The organism is Aquabacterium sp. (assembly GCF_021768455.1).
Lineage (GTDB): Bacteria > Pseudomonadota > Gammaproteobacteria > Burkholderiales > Burkholderiaceae_C > Aquabacterium.
On the sequence record NZ_JAIZVX010000043.1, the window covers coordinates 12,323 to 27,049 of the forward strand.

Annotated in this window: 16 protein-coding genes; 6 read left to right on the plus strand and 10 right to left on the minus strand. The window is 68.6% G+C overall.

Annotated elements, in window-relative coordinates; all coding sequences use genetic code 11:
- Positions 1 to 24: 24 nt before the first annotated feature.
- Both QZ994_RS07835 and QZ994_RS07840 read right to left on the minus strand, forming a co-directional pair.
- Positions 25 to 951, minus strand: a complete 927-nt coding sequence (locus QZ994_RS07835) for a polyprenyl synthetase family protein (RefSeq protein WP_290870643.1) — start codon at positions 949 to 951, stop codon at positions 25 to 27.
- Complete coding sequence (locus QZ994_RS07840) at positions 948 to 1,202, minus strand: exodeoxyribonuclease VII small subunit (protein ID WP_290870647.1); 255 nt, start codon at positions 1,200 to 1,202, stop codon at positions 948 to 950. The genes QZ994_RS07835 and QZ994_RS07840 overlap by 4 nt, the downstream gene beginning before the upstream one ends.
- 397 nt (positions 1,203 to 1,599) lie before the next feature.
- Between QZ994_RS07840 and QZ994_RS07845 the strand changes: the two genes are divergently transcribed.
- Complete coding sequence (locus tag QZ994_RS07845; protein ID WP_290870650.1) at positions 1,600 to 2,724, plus strand: aromatic ring-hydroxylating dioxygenase subunit alpha; 1,125 nt, start codon at positions 1,600 to 1,602, stop codon at positions 2,722 to 2,724.
- Positions 2,721 to 3,647: a DMT family transporter gene (locus QZ994_RS07850; RefSeq protein ID WP_290870653.1), complete on the plus strand. Its 927-nt coding sequence runs from the start codon at positions 2,721 to 2,723 to the stop codon at positions 3,645 to 3,647. Before QZ994_RS07845 ends, QZ994_RS07850 begins: the two co-directional genes overlap by 4 nt.
- A gap of 7 nt (positions 3,648 to 3,654) precedes the next feature.
- Here the strand turns inward: QZ994_RS07850 and QZ994_RS07855 are convergent, their stop codons facing one another.
- Positions 3,655 to 4,533 (minus strand): ZIP family metal transporter, encoded by an 879-nt coding sequence (locus QZ994_RS07855; protein WP_290870655.1) that lies wholly within the window; start codon positions 4,531 to 4,533, stop codon positions 3,655 to 3,657.
- Between the two features lie 171 nt (positions 4,534 to 4,704).
- On the opposite strand from QZ994_RS07855, the gene QZ994_RS07860 reads away from it, so the two are divergent.
- Positions 4,705 to 6,177, plus strand: coding sequence for a Ppx/GppA phosphatase family protein (locus QZ994_RS07860; protein ID WP_290870685.1), 1,473 nt, complete (start codon positions 4,705 to 4,707; stop codon positions 6,175 to 6,177).
- Positions 6,178 to 6,213: 36 nt separating this feature from the next.
- On the opposite strand, the gene QZ994_RS07865 is transcribed toward QZ994_RS07860, so the two are convergent.
- The 7 genes from QZ994_RS07865 to ribD form a co-directional block, all read right to left on the minus strand.
- Complete coding sequence (locus tag QZ994_RS07865) at positions 6,214 to 6,771, minus strand: TssQ family T6SS-associated lipoprotein (protein WP_290870659.1); 558 nt, start codon at positions 6,769 to 6,771, stop codon at positions 6,214 to 6,216.
- A gap of 16 nt (positions 6,772 to 6,787) precedes the next feature.
- On the minus strand, positions 6,788 to 8,365 hold the full coding sequence (locus tag QZ994_RS07870) for a serine/threonine-protein kinase (RefSeq protein ID WP_290870662.1): 1,578 nt from the start codon (positions 8,363 to 8,365) through the stop codon (positions 6,788 to 6,790).
- Between the two features lie 29 nt (positions 8,366 to 8,394).
- Complete coding sequence (nusB, locus tag QZ994_RS07875; protein WP_290870688.1) at positions 8,395 to 8,880, minus strand: transcription antitermination factor NusB; 486 nt, start codon at positions 8,878 to 8,880, stop codon at positions 8,395 to 8,397.
- 38 nt (positions 8,881 to 8,918) lie between these two features.
- Positions 8,919 to 9,383 carry a 6,7-dimethyl-8-ribityllumazine synthase gene (ribH, locus tag QZ994_RS07880; protein ID WP_290870665.1) on the minus strand — a complete coding sequence of 155 codons (465 nt, stop codon included), beginning with the start codon at positions 9,381 to 9,383 and terminating at the stop codon, positions 8,919 to 8,921.
- Between the two features lie 93 nt (positions 9,384 to 9,476).
- Positions 9,477 to 10,595 (minus strand): bifunctional 3,4-dihydroxy-2-butanone-4-phosphate synthase/GTP cyclohydrolase II, encoded by a 1,119-nt coding sequence (ribBA, locus tag QZ994_RS07885; RefSeq protein WP_290870668.1) that lies wholly within the window; start codon positions 10,593 to 10,595, stop codon positions 9,477 to 9,479.
- A 126-nt stretch (positions 10,596 to 10,721) separates the two neighbouring features.
- A complete protein-coding gene (locus QZ994_RS07890) occupies positions 10,722 to 11,357 on the minus strand; it encodes a riboflavin synthase (RefSeq protein WP_290870671.1) in 636 nt (211 codons plus the stop codon).
- 93 nt (positions 11,358 to 11,450) lie between these two features.
- Positions 11,451 to 12,590 (minus strand): bifunctional diaminohydroxyphosphoribosylaminopyrimidine deaminase/5-amino-6-(5-phosphoribosylamino)uracil reductase RibD, encoded by a 1,140-nt coding sequence (ribD, locus tag QZ994_RS07895; protein ID WP_290870674.1) that lies wholly within the window; start codon positions 12,588 to 12,590, stop codon positions 11,451 to 11,453.
- 179 nt (positions 12,591 to 12,769) lie between these two features.
- On the opposite strand from ribD, the gene QZ994_RS07900 reads away from it, so the two are divergent.
- The 3 genes from QZ994_RS07900 to QZ994_RS07910 all read left to right on the plus strand — a co-directional run.
- Positions 12,770 to 13,342: a GspH/FimT family pseudopilin gene (locus QZ994_RS07900; protein WP_290870676.1), complete on the plus strand. Its 573-nt coding sequence runs from the start codon at positions 12,770 to 12,772 to the stop codon at positions 13,340 to 13,342.
- Positions 13,339 to 13,911 (plus strand): type IV pilus modification protein PilV, encoded by a 573-nt coding sequence (pilV, locus tag QZ994_RS07905; RefSeq protein ID WP_290870680.1) that lies wholly within the window; start codon positions 13,339 to 13,341, stop codon positions 13,909 to 13,911. Before QZ994_RS07900 ends, pilV begins: the two co-directional genes overlap by 4 nt.
- Positions 13,908 to 14,727, plus strand: an 820-nt coding sequence (locus QZ994_RS07910) for a PilW family protein (RefSeq protein ID WP_290870683.1), incomplete at its 3' end; no start/stop codon positions are given. The genes pilV and QZ994_RS07910, both read left to right, overlap by 4 nt.

Consider the following 14,727-nt stretch of genomic DNA (forward strand, 5'->3'; position numbering starts at 1 on the left):
CTTCTTCGGTCTGCTTCGAGTGTCTCAGTGGTCGCGGTGCACGATGCGCTCGGCCAGGGCCGCCAGGGGCGCGGTCGCGTCGGCGCTCAGGCCGCTGCGCGCCAGGGCGGCCAGGGCCTGCTGCAGCAGGCTGGCAGCCTCGGCTCGGGCGCCTTCCAGGCCCAGCAGGCTCACATAGGTGGGCTTGTTGGCGTCGGCGTCCTTGCCTGCCGTCTTGCCCAGGGTCTCGGAGCCCTGGGTCGCGTCCAGCACATCGTCCACGATCTGGAAGGCCAGGCCGATGGCATGGCCATAGTCGGTCAGCGCCAGCCAGGCGGCATCGCCGTCTTTCAGGCCACCGCAGGCGGCGCCCATCTGCACGCTGGCACGCAGCAGGGCACCGGTCTTGCGCTGGTGCATGTCGCGCAGCGAGGCCTCGTCCAGGGCCGCGCCCACGCTGGCGAGGTCGATGGCCTGGCCTCCGGCCATGCCGAACTGGCCCGAGGCACGCGCCAGCACGCGGCACAGGCGCGCCTGCATGGCCGCATCGCCCCAGACGCCTTCGCCCTCACCGGGCACCAGCAGCTCGAAGGCCAGGGCCTGCATGGCGTCGCCGGCCAGCATGGCCTGGGCCTCGCCAAAGGCCACGTGCACCGTGGGCTTGCCCCGGCGGAGCACGTCGTTGTCCATGCAGGGCATGTCGTCGTGCACCAGGGAATAGGCGTGGATCAGCTCGACCGCACAGGCCGAACGCAGCGCGGCTTCGCGGCCGGCGGGCGTCGCGCAGGCACCGGCGGCTTCGGACGCCGCCTGCACCAGCAAGGCCCGCAGGCGCTTGCCACCGTCGAGCACGCCATAGCGCATGGCCTCACCCAGGCCAGCCGGGGCCGAGGCAGGCACCCATTCGCCCAGGGCCGTTTCCACGCGGGCCAGCACCTCGGCCGACCAGGTCTTGAAGCGCTCGGGGTTCATGCGGCGTCCCAGTTCTGCAGCTGGCCATCTTCCAGCAGCTTGACCTGCGCCTCGACCGCATCGAGCTTGCCCCGGCAGAACTGCAGGAGGGCTGCCCCACGCTGGTAGCTGCCCAGCAACTGCTCCAGTGGCAGGGCCCCGGATTCCATCTGCCCGACCAGCTGCTCCAGCTCGGCCAGGGCCGCCTCGTACGATGCGGGCAAGGGGGTGTCTGCAGGAGGGGTGCCGGGTACAGCGGGGGACTTGGCCATGAGCTCTGCCTGAAAAGCCCGACGCCGGGCAAACGCGTATTCTATTTCGGACGCCCTCATGGCGACGCGCCCTGTCGCCTGCCGCAGCGGCCCACGCCCCTTGGTCAGGGTGGAGCCCATGCCGCATTGGGGCAGTGCCTTACACGGCCTTGCCCCCGAAAGCCCCCCACTGGGTACAATAGAGGGTTTCCCGGATCACAGCGAGGATCCGGGCACCAGTCCCCCGGTACGGCGGCCCTGTCTGTGCACGGCGCATTGCAAGCGCCCTGTGCCCTGCACCCTCAGGCCCGCCGGTCGGGGATTTTTCATCCCTTGGGCCACGCCTTGCGCCAGACCAGCCACGGTCACGCCGGGCCCCAAGGGCGGTTGACATTGGTTTTTGGAGATCCTGGGGATCATGTCCGACCTGAGTCCTGCGCTCAACGCCCTTCACCGCAGCCACACCCAGCTGCCCGTGTCCGTCTACTTCGACGAACAACTGTACAAGGAGGAGCAAGAACGCATCTTTCAGTCCGGTCCACGCTACCTGGGGCATGCGCTGAGCGTGCCCGAGGTCGGCGACCACTACGCCCTGCCCCAGGAAGGCGAAGGCCGTGCCCTGGTGCACACGAAAGACGGCATCGAGCTGCTGTCGAACGTGTGCCGCCACCGCCAGGCCATCATGCTCAAGGGCCGCGGCCACACCAAGTCCAACATCGTCTGCCCGCTGCACCGCTGGACGTACTCGCACCAGGGTGAGCTGATCGGGGCCCCCCACTTCGCGCAAGACCCCTGCCTGAACCTGAATCGCTACAAGACGCGCAACTGGAACGGCCTGATCTTCGAAGACAACGGCCGCGACATCGCTGCCGACCTGGCCGGGCTCGATGCCCGCTTCAAGCCAGGTGGGGACCTCGATTTCACCGGCTACGTGCTCGACCGCGTCGAACTGCACGAGTGCAACTACAACTGGAAGACCTTCATCGAGGTCTACCTCGAGGACTACCACGTCGGCCCCTTCCACCCCGGCCTGGGCAACTTCGTCACCTGCGATGACCTGGCCTGGGACATGGCCCGCGAGTACTCGGTGCAGACCGTGGGCGTGGCCAAGGGCTTCGACAAGCCGGGCTCGGCCGTCTACAAGAAGTGGCACGACGTGGTCATGAAGTACCGCAACGGCGAACGCCCCACCCAGGGCGCCGTGTGGCTGACCTACTACCCCACGATGATGGTGGAGTGGTACCCGCACGTGCTGGTGGTGTCGAACATGATCCCGCAAGGCCCCCAGAAGACGCTCAACGTGGTGGAGTTCTACTACCCCGAGGAAATCGTGGCCTTCGAGCGCGAGTTCGTCGAGGCCCAGCAGGCCGCCTACATGGAGACCTGCGTGGAAGACGACGAAATCGCCGAGCGCATGGACGCCGGCCGCAAGGCCCTCCTGCTGCGCGGCGACAACGAGGTCGGCCCCTACCAGAGCCCCATGGAAGACGGCATGCAGCACTTCCACGAGTGGTACCGCCGCACCATGGGCTGGGGCGCTTGAGCACCGGGCAGACCCTGCCACGAGGCGGCCTCTCGGCCGCCTGGCTCATGGTGATCGCCACCCTGCTGTTTGCCTGCATGGGGGTGTGCGTCAAGAAGGCCTCGCTCGAGGCCACGACCGGCCAGGTCGTGTTCTGCCGCGGCGGCGTGGGCGTGCTGATGATGGGCTTCATGGCCTGGCGCCAGGGCCTGACGCTCAAGACCCGCGTGCCGCTGCTGCACTTCCAGCGCGGCCTGGCGGGCGTGGTCGCCCTCAGCATGTGGTTCTACACGATCGGCCAGTTGCCGCTGTCCACAGCCGTCACCTTGAACTACATGTCCTCGGTGTGGATGGCCGTGTTCCTGCTCGGCGGGCTGGCGATCCAGCGCTGGCGGGGCCTGCCCGCCAAACCGATTCCCCTGCTGATGCTGGGCGCCATCGCCGTGGGCTTCATCGGTGTGGCCATGGTGCTGCGCCCCAGCCTGGAACGTGACCTGTGGCTGCCCGGCCTCTTCGGCCTGGCTTCGGGCATGTTGTCGGCCGTGGCGTATTTTCAGGTGGCCAGTCTGGGCCGTTCGGGTGAGCCCGAACTGCGCGTGGTGTTTTACTTCTCGCTCTTTGGCGCCGTCTCGGGCCTGCTGATGAGCGGCCTGGCCATGGCACAGGGGCACCCGGGATGGGGCCACACGTCGGCACAAGGCTGGCTTTTCCTGCTCGGCACGGGCCTGTTTGCCACAGCGGCCCAGGTCTGCCTCACCAAGGCCTACGCGCGGGGCGAGCCCCTGGCCATGGCCAGCCTGCAGTACCTCACCATCGCCCACACCTTCGTTCTGGGCATCGTGCTGTTCGACGATCCGGTGCACCTCGTCTCGGTGCTGGGCATGGCGCTGATCGTGGTGGGGGGCATCACGGCCACCCGCAGCAGCGCCGCGGTCAAGGCCTGACGCGACCTCAGCGGGCCAAGGCGCTGGACGCGCCCGAAGCCCCCACACCGGCCGGCGCCTGCACCGCTTCATGGGCGTGGTCATGCCCATGGCCATGGCCATGGCCTTCTTCGCTGCCATGCAGTTGGCCCACGATGGACCAGATCATCAGCAGGCCCGCCGCCAACCAGAAGATCTGAATGGCCGTGTCGCGCCAGCTCAGGCGTTTTTGCAGCTGCGGGATCAGGTCGGCCACGGCCACGTAAACGAAGCTGGAAGCCGCCACCACCATCATGTAGGGCAGGTAGGCCTCCCAGGGCGCGATCAGGTAGTAGCCCAGCACACCGCCCACCACGGCCGCCATGCCCGAGATCATGTTGTAGACCAGGGCACGCGTGCGCGTGAAGCCGGCGTTGACCAGCACGATGTAGTCCCCCACCTCCTGCGGGATCTCGTGGGCGATGATGGCCACGGCCGTGACCAGGCCCAGGTGGGGATCGGCCAGGAAGGCGGCAGCGATCAGCACGCCATCGCAGAAGTTGTGGATGCTGTCACCCACGAGCACGCTCCAACCGCCACGCCCCGCCTGCTCGGCATCAAAGCCATGGTGGTGATGGTGGTCGTCGTGCTCATGGTGGTGGCCATGGCGGTAGAGCTCGGCCTTCTCCAGCAGGAAGAAGAACATCAGCCCGCCCAGCAGGGTCAGGAACAGGGCCTGGGGCGGCTCACCACCTTCGAAGGCCTCGGGCAAGACATGCAGCAGGGCCGTGCCCAGCAGCACACCGGTCGACAGGCTCACCAGGTGGCGAACGATCAGGCTCAGCAAAGGGGCAGAGATGGCAGCCGCCATCGCCACAGATACCACGCCGCCCAGGAAGGTCGCGGCCACGATGTACATCAGGGTCATTGATTGATCTTAGCAACCTTGTCAACTCCTGCTTTCAAGCGGCCCCGAACACCGTCACACGGACAGAGGACAATACGCCCCATGGACACTCCGCTGAGCATCAAAACGGGCAAGGCCCCGGCCCCTGGCCTGGAAGGCAGCCGCTTCCCCCACCTCCTGGCCTCCATCGACATGGGGTCCAACAGCTTCCGGCTCGAGATCGCCGAGCTGGTCAAGGGCAAGTACAAGCGCGTCGACTACCTGAAGGAGACCGTGCGCCTGGGTGCCGGCCTCGATGCCCACGGTCTGCTCACCGAAGAAGCCACCCAGCGTGGCCTGACCTGCCTGGCCCGCTTCGCCCAGCGCCTCAAGGGCTTTGCGACCTGGCAGGTGCGCGCCGTGGCCACACAGACGCTGCGCGAGGCCCGCAACCGCGACGCCTTCCTGCAGCGCGCCAACCTCGTGCTGGGCCACACCATCGAGGTGATCGCCGGCCGCGAAGAAGCCCGCCTGATCTACCAGGGTGTGTCGCGCCTGCAGCCCAGCGAACTGCCGCGCCTGGTCATCGACATCGGTGGGCGCTCCACCGAGATGATCCTGGGCCACGGCCGCACCCCGCAGCGCACCGAGTCCTTCGGCGTGGGCAGCGTGAGCCTGTCGTTGCAGCACTTCCCGCAGGGCCGCTACACGGCAGAAGCCTTCCGCTCCGCCCAGATCGCCGCCGGCGCCGAACTCGAAGAGGCCCTGACGCTGTTTGACCGCAGCCAGTGGCAGGAGGCCCTGGGCTCTTCCGGCACGGTGGGTGCGGTCTCTCAGATCCTGGCCGCCAACGGCATCACCGACGGCAGCATCACACCCGAGGCCTTGCGCTGGTGCATGGCCCAGTGCATCGAGGCCGGCACGATGGAGGCCCTGAACCTGCCCGGCCTGAAGCCGGAACGCAAGGCCGTGCTGGGCGGGGGCCTGTCCATCCTCTACACCCTGGCCATGCACTTCGACATCGAAGCCCTGCGACCGGCCAAGGGAGCCCTGCGCCAGGGCGTGATCTTCGACCTCGAAGAGCGCATCGAGGCGGCCCGCAACCACCGCCTGCCCGACCCGCGCGACACCTCGGTGCGCGAACTGCAGCAGCGCTTCAAGGTCGATCCCACCCAGGCCGAACGCATCCGCCAGCGCGCCCTGAGCCTGTGGGCCACGCTGGGCGAACCGGAAGCGGCCCTGGACGGTGAAGACGCCCGCGAGCTCGGCTGGGCCAGCGCCCTGCACGAGATCGGCATGATGGTCTCGCACCACGATCACCACCGCCACAGCGCGTACATCCTCAGTCACGTTGACGCGTCCAGCTTCTCGCAATCGCAGCTGCGCAAGCTGGCCTCCCTGGTGCTGGGCCAGCGTGGTGAGCTGATCAAGCTGGCCGAGCACCTGCATGACCAGGCGCTGATGTCGCAGGTGCTGTGCCTGCGCCTGGCCCTGATCCTGCACCATGCCCGCGTCGACCTGCCCCCGAAGCTGGCCGAGCTGCAGCGTGGCCGCGGCAAGAGCCGACTGGTGCTGCCGCGCCGCTGGGCCACCCAGCACCCGCGCACCCTGCACCTGCTCGACGAAGAGACCCGCCGCTGGGCCGCTCAGGGCGACCGCAAGCTGGAAGTCACGCTCAAGGACTGAGCCAGGCGGACCGGGGCATAGGCGTCGCGCCCGGCCTCACTTCTTGGCCGGCGCCGCCTTGGTCGATGCCGCCGCAGCGGCCGCCATGGCCTTTTTGTAGGTGCGCGCCCACATGGGATGGCCCGACTCGGCCTTGCTCAGCTCAAACGCGGGATCGGCGACCTTCGCCGCCTTGAACGAGGCGAGGCACTGGTTGTCGCGCTTGCTGGTGCAGTAGATGAAGGCCAGGTGCTTGTGGGCATTGGCGATGTCGGCCGGGACCGTGAGCCCCTCCTTCAGGGCCAGGCGCAACTGGGTTTCGGCCATCTGGTACTTGCCAGCCTGGTAGGACTTCACCCCCTGGCTCAAGGCGCTCTCGGCGGCCGTGGGCACACTGGGAGCCGGCTCCGGCGCGGCCACGGACACCGGCGCACTGGCGGGCGCAATCACGGGCGGCGGTGCATTGACGGCACCGGGCTTGCCCCCGCCCGACGCGGCGCAACCCGCCAACAGGGACAGGCCGATGCCCCCCGCCAGGGCAGCCCAACGGATCTGGGAAACGGTGGAAACGGACAGCCCTCCCTGGGCGAACGACGACAGGTTCTTGTACTTCATGGGTGGCACGCGGTGCTCAGAATCGGTGTTGGATGCTCGCAGCCCGACCGGGCTGGAGCACGAGAGTCTGCCGGAAAACCGGTGCGTCGCCGTTACGAATCGTGATGGTGTGGCGTCCTGGGGGCAGCTTGAGCAGGTTCATGGGGGGTGTGACCCCCACCGGCCGACCATCGACCGACACCTCGCCCCAGGGGCTGATGGCCAGCCTCACCTCAACCGGCGCCACGTCGGCTTCGGCAACGGGGGCCGAGACAGGAGCGGACACCGAGGCGGGACCTGACGCGCCCTGCACCCCACCCAAAGGCGGCACGGGCGCGGACACCGCAGCCACCTTGGGCACCGGTCCCGCGGCCGAGGCCACGCCAGATGCGGCCGCGCGCTCCGACAAGGTCTGGTCCATCTCGAGGGACGACGGGGCATGCCCCGGCCTGAGCAGCCACCATGCTGCGGCGCCGAGCACCAGGACCGAAAAGGCCACCGCCCCCCACGCCGCAGGCCGCCCGAGCCCGGCGCGAACACCACCCAGAGAAGCAGGTTGGGCGCCCATGGCCGCACGGGCGCCTGCAGGCAGGCCCACCGCCGCGCCCACGCCCTCCTGCCCCTCCAACCAGGCGCGCAACTCGGCGGCCAGACGGCGGGCCGAGCGCGTGCGCTGCGCCATGTCGCGCTGCATGGCCCGCGCCACGATGTCGGACAGGGCGCGCGGCACCTCGGGGTTCACCTCGTGGGCCAGCGGGATGGGCTTGTCCAGCACCGCTTCGGCAATCTCCTCCAGGCTGCCCCCCGAAAACGCACGCCGGAAGGTCAGCAACTCGAAGAGCACCACGCCCAAGGCCCAGACGTCCATGCGGCGGTCCACCGGCTGGTGGCGCACCTGCTCCGGCGCCATGTAGTAGGGCGAGCCCCCCACGACCTCCTGGAAGCGACTCTGGGCGTCGTCGCGCTGCGCCAGGGACTCGGCCTGGCGGATGCGGGCGATGCCGAAATCCAGCACGCGCGGCTGCGTGCGGCCCACCATGAAGATGTTGGCCGGCTTGATGTCGCGGTGGATGACGCCCTTGTGGTGGGCATAGCTCAGCGCATCGGCCACCCGGCGCACGATCAACGCAGCCTGGGCCGGCGTAGGCTGCCAGCCCATGGCCAGCAGCTGGCGCAGGTCTTTGCCCTTGAGCAGCTCCATCGCAATGTAGGTGCCCTGCTCGCTCGTGCCCGCGTCATAGACGGTCACGATGTGCGGGTGGTTCAGGCTGCCGGCCGCCTTGGCCTCGTTCAGAAACAGCGCGTTGAACTGCTCGCGATCGGCCAGGGGCAGGTCGACGTGCAGGGTCTTGATCGCGATCAGGCGCGCGAGCAGCGGATCGTGGGCGGCATAGACCGTGCCCAGACCGCCTTCGCCAATCGTGTATTTCAGCGCATACCGCCCGATGTGCCCGATGCTGGGCAGCAGGTCGGGCCGGTCCCGGCGGCGCTCGGCCGGCTCGGGTTCGGGCAGCGGCCGGGTTTCGGCAACCGTGTCCTGGTCGTCGTCGGCCAGGCGGTCAAGCTCCACATCCAGCGGCTGGGTGACAGCAGGTGACGGGCGCTCGACAGACACGACTCAGGGCCCCCTTCAGGGGCGCGCCATCAGCGTGGGCGCGCGGCTTTGACTTCGTCGGGGCGCAGGCTGGGGGCCAGGTGGTCCAGCACGCCGTTGACGTACTTGTGCCCGTCGGTGCCACCGAAACTCTTGGCCAGTTCCACCGCCTCGTTGATGGCGACCTTGTAGGGCACATCCAGGCAGTGAGTCAGTTCGTACGCGCCAATCCACAGCACGGCATGCTCCACGGGTGAAAGTTCTTCGACCGGACGGTCCAGGAACTTGAGCAGGCTTTCATCCAGTTGCAAACGCTGGTCAATGCAGCCGTGCAGCAGGGCGTCGTAGTGGGCGCGGTCGCACTTGGTGAACTCTTCGAGCTCGCGCACATGGGCGTCGATCGAGCCCGCGTCACGCTGGTTCAGCTGCCACTCGTAGAGGCCTTGCAGGGCGAACTCGCGGGCACGGCGGCGCGAGGACTTGGCGCGGTCACGCGGAGGGCCGCCGGCCGTCTTGCGGGCCGGACGGCCTTCCAGCGGGGCGCCTTGGGAGGGGGTGTTCTCGGGGGTGGCGCTCACAGCAGGTCATCCAGCAAATTGGCCATCTCGACGGCAACACGGGCGGCATCGCGCCCCTTTTCTTCGACGCGGGCCTCAGCCTGGGCCTGGTTCTCGACGGTCAGGATGGCGTTGGCCACCGGCACGCGGTGGTCCAGGCTCACCCGGGTCACGGCAGCGCCGCTTTCGTTGGCAACCAGCTCGAAATGGTAGGTCTCGCCGCGGATGATGCAGCCGAGGGCGATCAGGGCGTCGAAGCGCTCGCTGTCGGCCATGGCCTGCAGGGCCACGCTCACTTCGAGCGCGCCGGGCACGGTCACGTGCTGGATGTGCTTGGGCGCAACGCCCAGCTGGGTCAGTTCGTCGATGCAGACCGCGGCGAGCCGCGAGGTCAGTTCGTCATTGAAGCGGGCCTGGACGATGCCGACACGGAGATCGTGTCCATCGAGCCGGCCGGCTTGTCCTTTGTCAGCGCCTTGCATGGTGTGAATCCGGTAAAGAGCGATAGGGGGTTGAAAAGAGCGAAGGGAAAAAGCGCGAGGTGAATGGAATGTCCTGGGTGGGTCTTTCTTGGCTCAGTGGCCTTGCGCCGGGAGGGATTGCCCATCGGCGGTCAGGAAGCCCGTGACCTCCAGACCATAACCCATCATGCTGGGCAGGCGCTGCTGGTTGCCCATCAGGCGCATGCGCTGCACGCCCAGGGTGCGCAGGATCTGCGCGCCCACACCGTAGGTGCGCAGGTCGACCGGGGTCTTGGGCGCCACGGCAGGTTCGGCCGGCAGCAGGCGCTCGAGCAGGCGATCGTTGTCGTCACCCGCATTGAGCAGCACCAGGGCACCACGGCCGGCTTCGCGCAGCGCGGCCAGGGCCTTGGGCAGAGGCCAGGAGTGGCTGCGGCTGCCGGCGTCCAGCCAGTCCAGCGCCGTGAAAGGCTCGTGCACGCGCACCAGCACCTCGTCGGCCGGCCCCCAGTCACCCAGGCTCAAGGCCAGGTGCAGGGCGCCGGTGCGGTCCTTGAAGACCTGGGCTTCGAAAGCGCCTTCCGGCGTCTGCATGGTGCGGCTGCCCACGCGCTGGATCAGCGATTCGTTGCGGCTGCGGTACTGGATCAGGTCGGCGATGGTGCCGATCTTGAGGTTGTGCGCCTGGGCGAAGACCTCCAGGTCGGGCAGGCGGGCCATGGTGCCGTCGTCGTTCATGATCTCGCAGATCACGGAAGACGGCGACAGCCCCGCCATGCCGGCCAGATCGCAACCGGCTTCGGTGTGGCCGGCGCGCATGAGCACGCCACCATCCTGAGCCTGCAGGGGGAAGATGTGGCCGGGTTGGACCAGGTCGCTGGCCTTGGCATCGCGGGCCACGGCGGCCTGGACGGTGCGGGCGCGGTCGGCGGCCGAGATGCCGGTGGTCACACCCTCGGTGGCCTCGATGGAGACCGTGAAGGCCGTGCCGTGTTTGGTGCCATTGCGCGTCGCCATGGGTGGCAGCTGCAGGCGTTCGCAGCGCTCGCGGGTCAGGGTGAGGCAGATCAGGCCACGGCCGTACTTGGCCATGAAGTTGATCGCCTCGGGCGTGACGTGGTCGGACGCGATGATCAGATCGCCCTCGTTCTCGCGGTCCTCTTCATCCACCAGGATGACCATGCGGCCCGCGGCGAGTTCGGCAATCAGCTCAGGAATGGGGGAAATCGGCATCCACGGATTGTAGGCGGGCGGGGGCCCGGTTTCAGGGTGAAACCACCCCTTTCCCTGCGCGAACACGGGCCAAAGCGGGCAATCTGACCCAGCGCAAGCCCCGCAGCCCGGGGATCTCCGGACAGATCAGGCGCCGAGCTTGCCTTCGGCCCCCAGCATGCGTTCCACATAGCGGGCGATCAGGTCGACCTCCAGGTTGACGCGGCTGCCGGCCTTCAGGGTGCCCAGGGCCGTGTGGTCGATCGTGTGGGGGATGAGGTTGATGTCGAAATCGGTCTGGCCGTCGGCCTGGTCGGCCACCTGGTTGACCGTCAGGCTCACGCCATTGACCGTGATCGAGCCCTTGTAGGCCAGGAATCGGGCCAGGGCCTTGGGCGCGCGGATGCGCAGCAGCCAGGACTCGCCGACCGGCTCGAAACGCACCACCTCGCCCACGCCATCGACGTGGCCGGTGACGATGTGGCCGCCCAGGCGGTCGTGCGAGCGCAGTGCCTGCTCCAGGTTGACCTTGCCCAGGGTGTCCAGGCCCACGGTGCGGGCCAGGCTCTCGGCAGACACGTCGATCGTGAAGCGGCCCGCGGCGGCGTCGAAGGTGGTGACGGTCATGCAGGCGCCGTTGATGGCGATGCTGTCGCCCAGGCCGACACCCTCCAGGTAGCCCGCGGGCGTCTGCAGGGTCAGGCGGCGGCCATGGCTGGCCTCGCTGCCCAGGGGCTGGGAATCCACGATCTGGCCCACGCCAGTGATGATGCCGGTGAACATGATGATGGGTGTGTAGCGTCAGGGGGTTGGCGGCATGCGCCGCAAGGATGGCGAAGGATAAACGCGCCCGGGCCGACCTGGATCAGAAGGCCCTCAGAATGCCTCGCGTCCCGGGGGGCGGGCCACCAGGCGCAGGTCGGGACCGACCAGGGCCGTGTCCACGAAACGCAAGGTGGGCGCATCGGCCAACTTGCCCAGGGGCGCGAGGGCCGCCAGGGCCCGGCCCGGCCCGATCAGCTTGGGCGCGACGTAGAGCAGGTACTCGTCCACCCAGTCGCCGGCGATGAAGGCCGCGTTCAGCCGAGCGCCCGCCTCCACATGGAGTTCATTCACGCCGCGCTGGGCCAGGTCGTGCAGCACCCAGGCCAGGTCGACCTGCCCTGCGGGCACGCCCGCCGCCGCCACAGGCACCGGGATGACGGTGGCGCCCGCCGCAGCGAGGGCCTGCCGCCGGACCAGGGCCTCGTCGCCCTCTGCCACGCCATAGACCAGCACCGTGCCGGGCGGCGCCAGCAAGCGGCTGCCCACGGGGGTGCGCCACTGCGAGTCCAGCACCGCGCGCCAGGGCTGACGGGGCACGGGCATGGCGCGCACGTCCAGGCGCGGGTTGTCGTCCAGCACGGTGCCGATGCCGGTGAGCACGGCGGTGGCGCGGGCGCGCCAGACCTGGCCATCGGCGCGGGCCTCCGGGCCGGTGATCCACTGGCTCTCGCCGTTCTCCAGGGCCGTGCGGCCGTCGAGGGAGCCGGCCACCTTCAGGCGCACCCAGGGCCGTTGGCGCACCATGCGCGACAGAAAGCCCAGGTTGAGTTCACGCGCCTCCACCGCCGCAGGGTGATCGGGGGGCACCACGCTCACGGCGATGCCGGCCGCCTCCAGCCGTTGGACACCCTGCCCCGCCACCAGGGGGTTCGGGTCCAGCATGGCCATCACCACCCGGGCCAGGCCATGGGCCACCAGGGCATCGGCACAGGGCGGGGTGCGACCATGGTGGGAGCAGGGCTCGAGCGTCACGAAGGCGGTGCCTCCCCGCACGCTCACGCCCCGCGCCTGGGCATCGCGCAAGGCCATCACCTCGGCATGCGGACCACCCGCCTGCTGGGTGTGCCCCTGCCCGGCCAGGCTGCCATCGGCGGCCAGGATCACACAGCCCACACGGGGATTCGGGTCGGTCAGGCCCACGGCCTGGCGCGCCAGGGCCACGGCCTGGTGCAGGGTCTCGTCGTCGTTCATGCTGGATGTGTGCAAAGCGGCCCGCAGGCCCCAAACCGGGTTTGCCCGCCCGATGGCGGAGCCCACCCCCGCGAACAAGGTGGCCATTCACGCCACAGCCTGACCGCTGGTCGCCGCCACCTTACCGCACATCGGAACGCGGGCTGGACGGGGGTGGCTGCGCGTGCAAAATTCACGGCATGCACACACCGGGACACACTTCTTCACGCGCACGCTGGCGTGGCTTCACGCTCGTGGAACTGATGGTCACCCTGGCCATCGTGGTCATCCTGGCCACCGTGGGCGTGCCGGCCATGAGCCAGTTCCTGGTCACGCAGCGCGCCAAGGCCGACGCCGACAGCCTGGCCGCCGCCCTGCGCCTGGCCCGCACCGAGGCGGTCAAGCGCAGCGGGCCCGTGAGCATCTGCCCCCTCCCTGCCAATTTCAACCCGGCCAGCCCGGCCTGCGTGAGCACCACCACAACCGACTGGAGCCATGGCTGGATGGTCTTTGTGGACCACGACAACAGCGGCGGCGAGGATGGCGCCTTCGAAAGCGACCGCGACACCATCCTGCGGGTGGAGCAAAACGTGCGCTCGGCCAAGGCCGAAAACAGCCAGACCTTCAAGGCCATCACCTTCATGGCCAACGGCATCTCCAGCTCGGCCGCCGGCACCTTCACCGTCGGTCCCAGCACCAACACCCCGAACCAAAGCCTGAAGCTCACCGTCTCCCGCCAGGGTCGCGTGACCCAGGAGGCCTGGACATCATGAGCCGCCCATTCGCCTCGCACCACCCGGCGCACGCCCAGCCCTCGTCCCGCGGCGTGTCCCTGATCGAAGTGCTGGTTGCCATCCTGGTGATCTCACTGGGCATCCTGTCCATGGGGGCCATGCAGGCCCAGGCCACCAAGTACACCAAGACCAGCGAAGCCCGTGCCATGGGCGCCCTGCTGGCCGGCGACCTGGCCGACCGCATGCGGGCCAACCGCACGGGCTTCCTCGCCGGCAACTACACCTACACGGCCCATGAACAGCCCACCAGCACCGAGCTGGCGAGCACCAGCTGCAACACCGCCACCTCGACGTGCACGGCGGCCCAGATCGCGGCCCAGGACCTGCTCGACTGGCGCAGCGCCGTGTACCACGCCATGCCATCAGGCCGGGTCCATGTGTCGAGCCGCGACGTCACCGCCAACGCGGTCGACATCTACCTGATCTGGACCGACCCCGGCAGCAAAGGCGAGAACAACAACGAACGCGACCCCGCCAGCCTCGACGCGTGCCCCACCGGCGTGAGCGGCACCGGCACACGCTGCATGTACTTCCGGATCAAGCCATGAGCCAGCCCATGCGCCAACGCGCGGCCCTGCGCGGCTTCTCCCTCGTCGAACTGATGGTGTCCATGGTGATCGGACTCGTCATCATCGGTGCGGCCTTCTCCACCTACCTGGGCAACCGCGGCGGCGCCAGGCAGACCGCCGCCCTGGCCCAGGTCACCGATGACGCCACCACCGCTTTCGGCATCCTGCGCAGCCAGATCGCCATGGCGGGCTACAGCCAGCCCACAGCGGTGAACGCGGCAGGCACCCTCGATCGTCGCCTGAATGGCATCACCATCCTGGGCTGCGAGGGCGGCTTTGCGGCGAACGCGATCATGACGATGACGCCACAGGCGGTTACCTCGGTCTCGTGCGAGCGGGACACGCGCAATGCCAGCGACGTCTTCAAACCAGACAGCATCCTGGTGCGCTATGAGGCGGACATGACCAACACGCCCATCGTCAAGAACGAGGCCGAGGTCTCCCGTCCGTCCGACTGCCAGGGCACCTCAATCGAAGATGACAGCACGCTGAACGCCGCCATCGCCGACAACCGCTTCCGCGTCGACACCAGCAGCGCCGAACTCGAATGCTCTGGGAGTGGCCTCAGCAGCCAAGTCGACTCAAACGGCCAACCTAAAAACCGAACGACAGACCCGCTGGTCCAGAACATCGTCGACATGCAGCTCACCTACGGGATGTCCAGCACCGGGACCGGCGTGGTCGACCGCTACGTGAAGGCCAACGACGTGGGCCTGCCAGGCACCTCGGGCTATGACACGGCCTGGCAGAAGGTGGTGGCCGTGCGTGTGTGCCTGCTGGTGCGCAGCACCGACG

What these genes read in the sequence shown, in the direction of transcription:
- ribD (WP_290870674.1), bottom strand. Translation starts at nt 12,590, where the DNA reads ATGAACGACGACGAGACCCTGCACCAGGCCGTGGCCCTGGCGCGCCAG.
- pilV (WP_290870680.1), top strand. Translation starts at nt 13,339, where the DNA reads ATGAGCCGCCCATTCGCCTCGCACCACCCGGCGCACGCCCAGCCCTCG.
- QZ994_RS07845 (WP_290870650.1), top strand. Translation starts at nt 1,600, where the DNA reads ATGTCCGACCTGAGTCCTGCGCTCAACGCCCTTCACCGCAGCCACACC.
- ribBA (WP_290870668.1), bottom strand. Translation starts at nt 10,595, where the DNA reads ATGCCGATTTCCCCCATTCCTGAGCTGATTGCCGAACTCGCCGCGGGC.
- QZ994_RS07835 (WP_290870643.1), bottom strand. Translation starts at nt 951, where the DNA reads ATGAACCCCGAGCGCTTCAAGACCTGGTCGGCCGAGGTGCTGGCCCGC.
- ribH (WP_290870665.1), bottom strand. Translation starts at nt 9,383, where the DNA reads ATGCAAGGCGCTGACAAAGGACAAGCCGGCCGGCTCGATGGACACGAT.
- QZ994_RS07900 (WP_290870676.1), top strand. Translation starts at nt 12,770, where the DNA reads ATGCACACACCGGGACACACTTCTTCACGCGCACGCTGGCGTGGCTTC.
- QZ994_RS07860 (WP_290870685.1), top strand. Translation starts at nt 4,705, where the DNA reads ATGGGGTCCAACAGCTTCCGGCTCGAGATCGCCGAGCTGGTCAAGGGC.
- QZ994_RS07855 (WP_290870655.1), bottom strand. Translation starts at nt 4,533, where the DNA reads ATGACCCTGATGTACATCGTGGCCGCGACCTTCCTGGGCGGCGTGGTA.
- QZ994_RS07890 (WP_290870671.1), bottom strand. Translation starts at nt 11,357, where the DNA reads ATGTTCACCGGCATCATCACTGGCGTGGGCCAGATCGTGGATTCCCAG.
- QZ994_RS07865 (WP_290870659.1), bottom strand. Translation starts at nt 6,771, where the DNA reads ATGAAGTACAAGAACCTGTCGTCGTTCGCCCAGGGAGGGCTGTCCGTT.
- QZ994_RS07840 (WP_290870647.1), bottom strand. Translation starts at nt 1,202, where the DNA reads ATGGCCAAGTCCCCCGCTGTACCCGGCACCCCTCCTGCAGACACCCCC.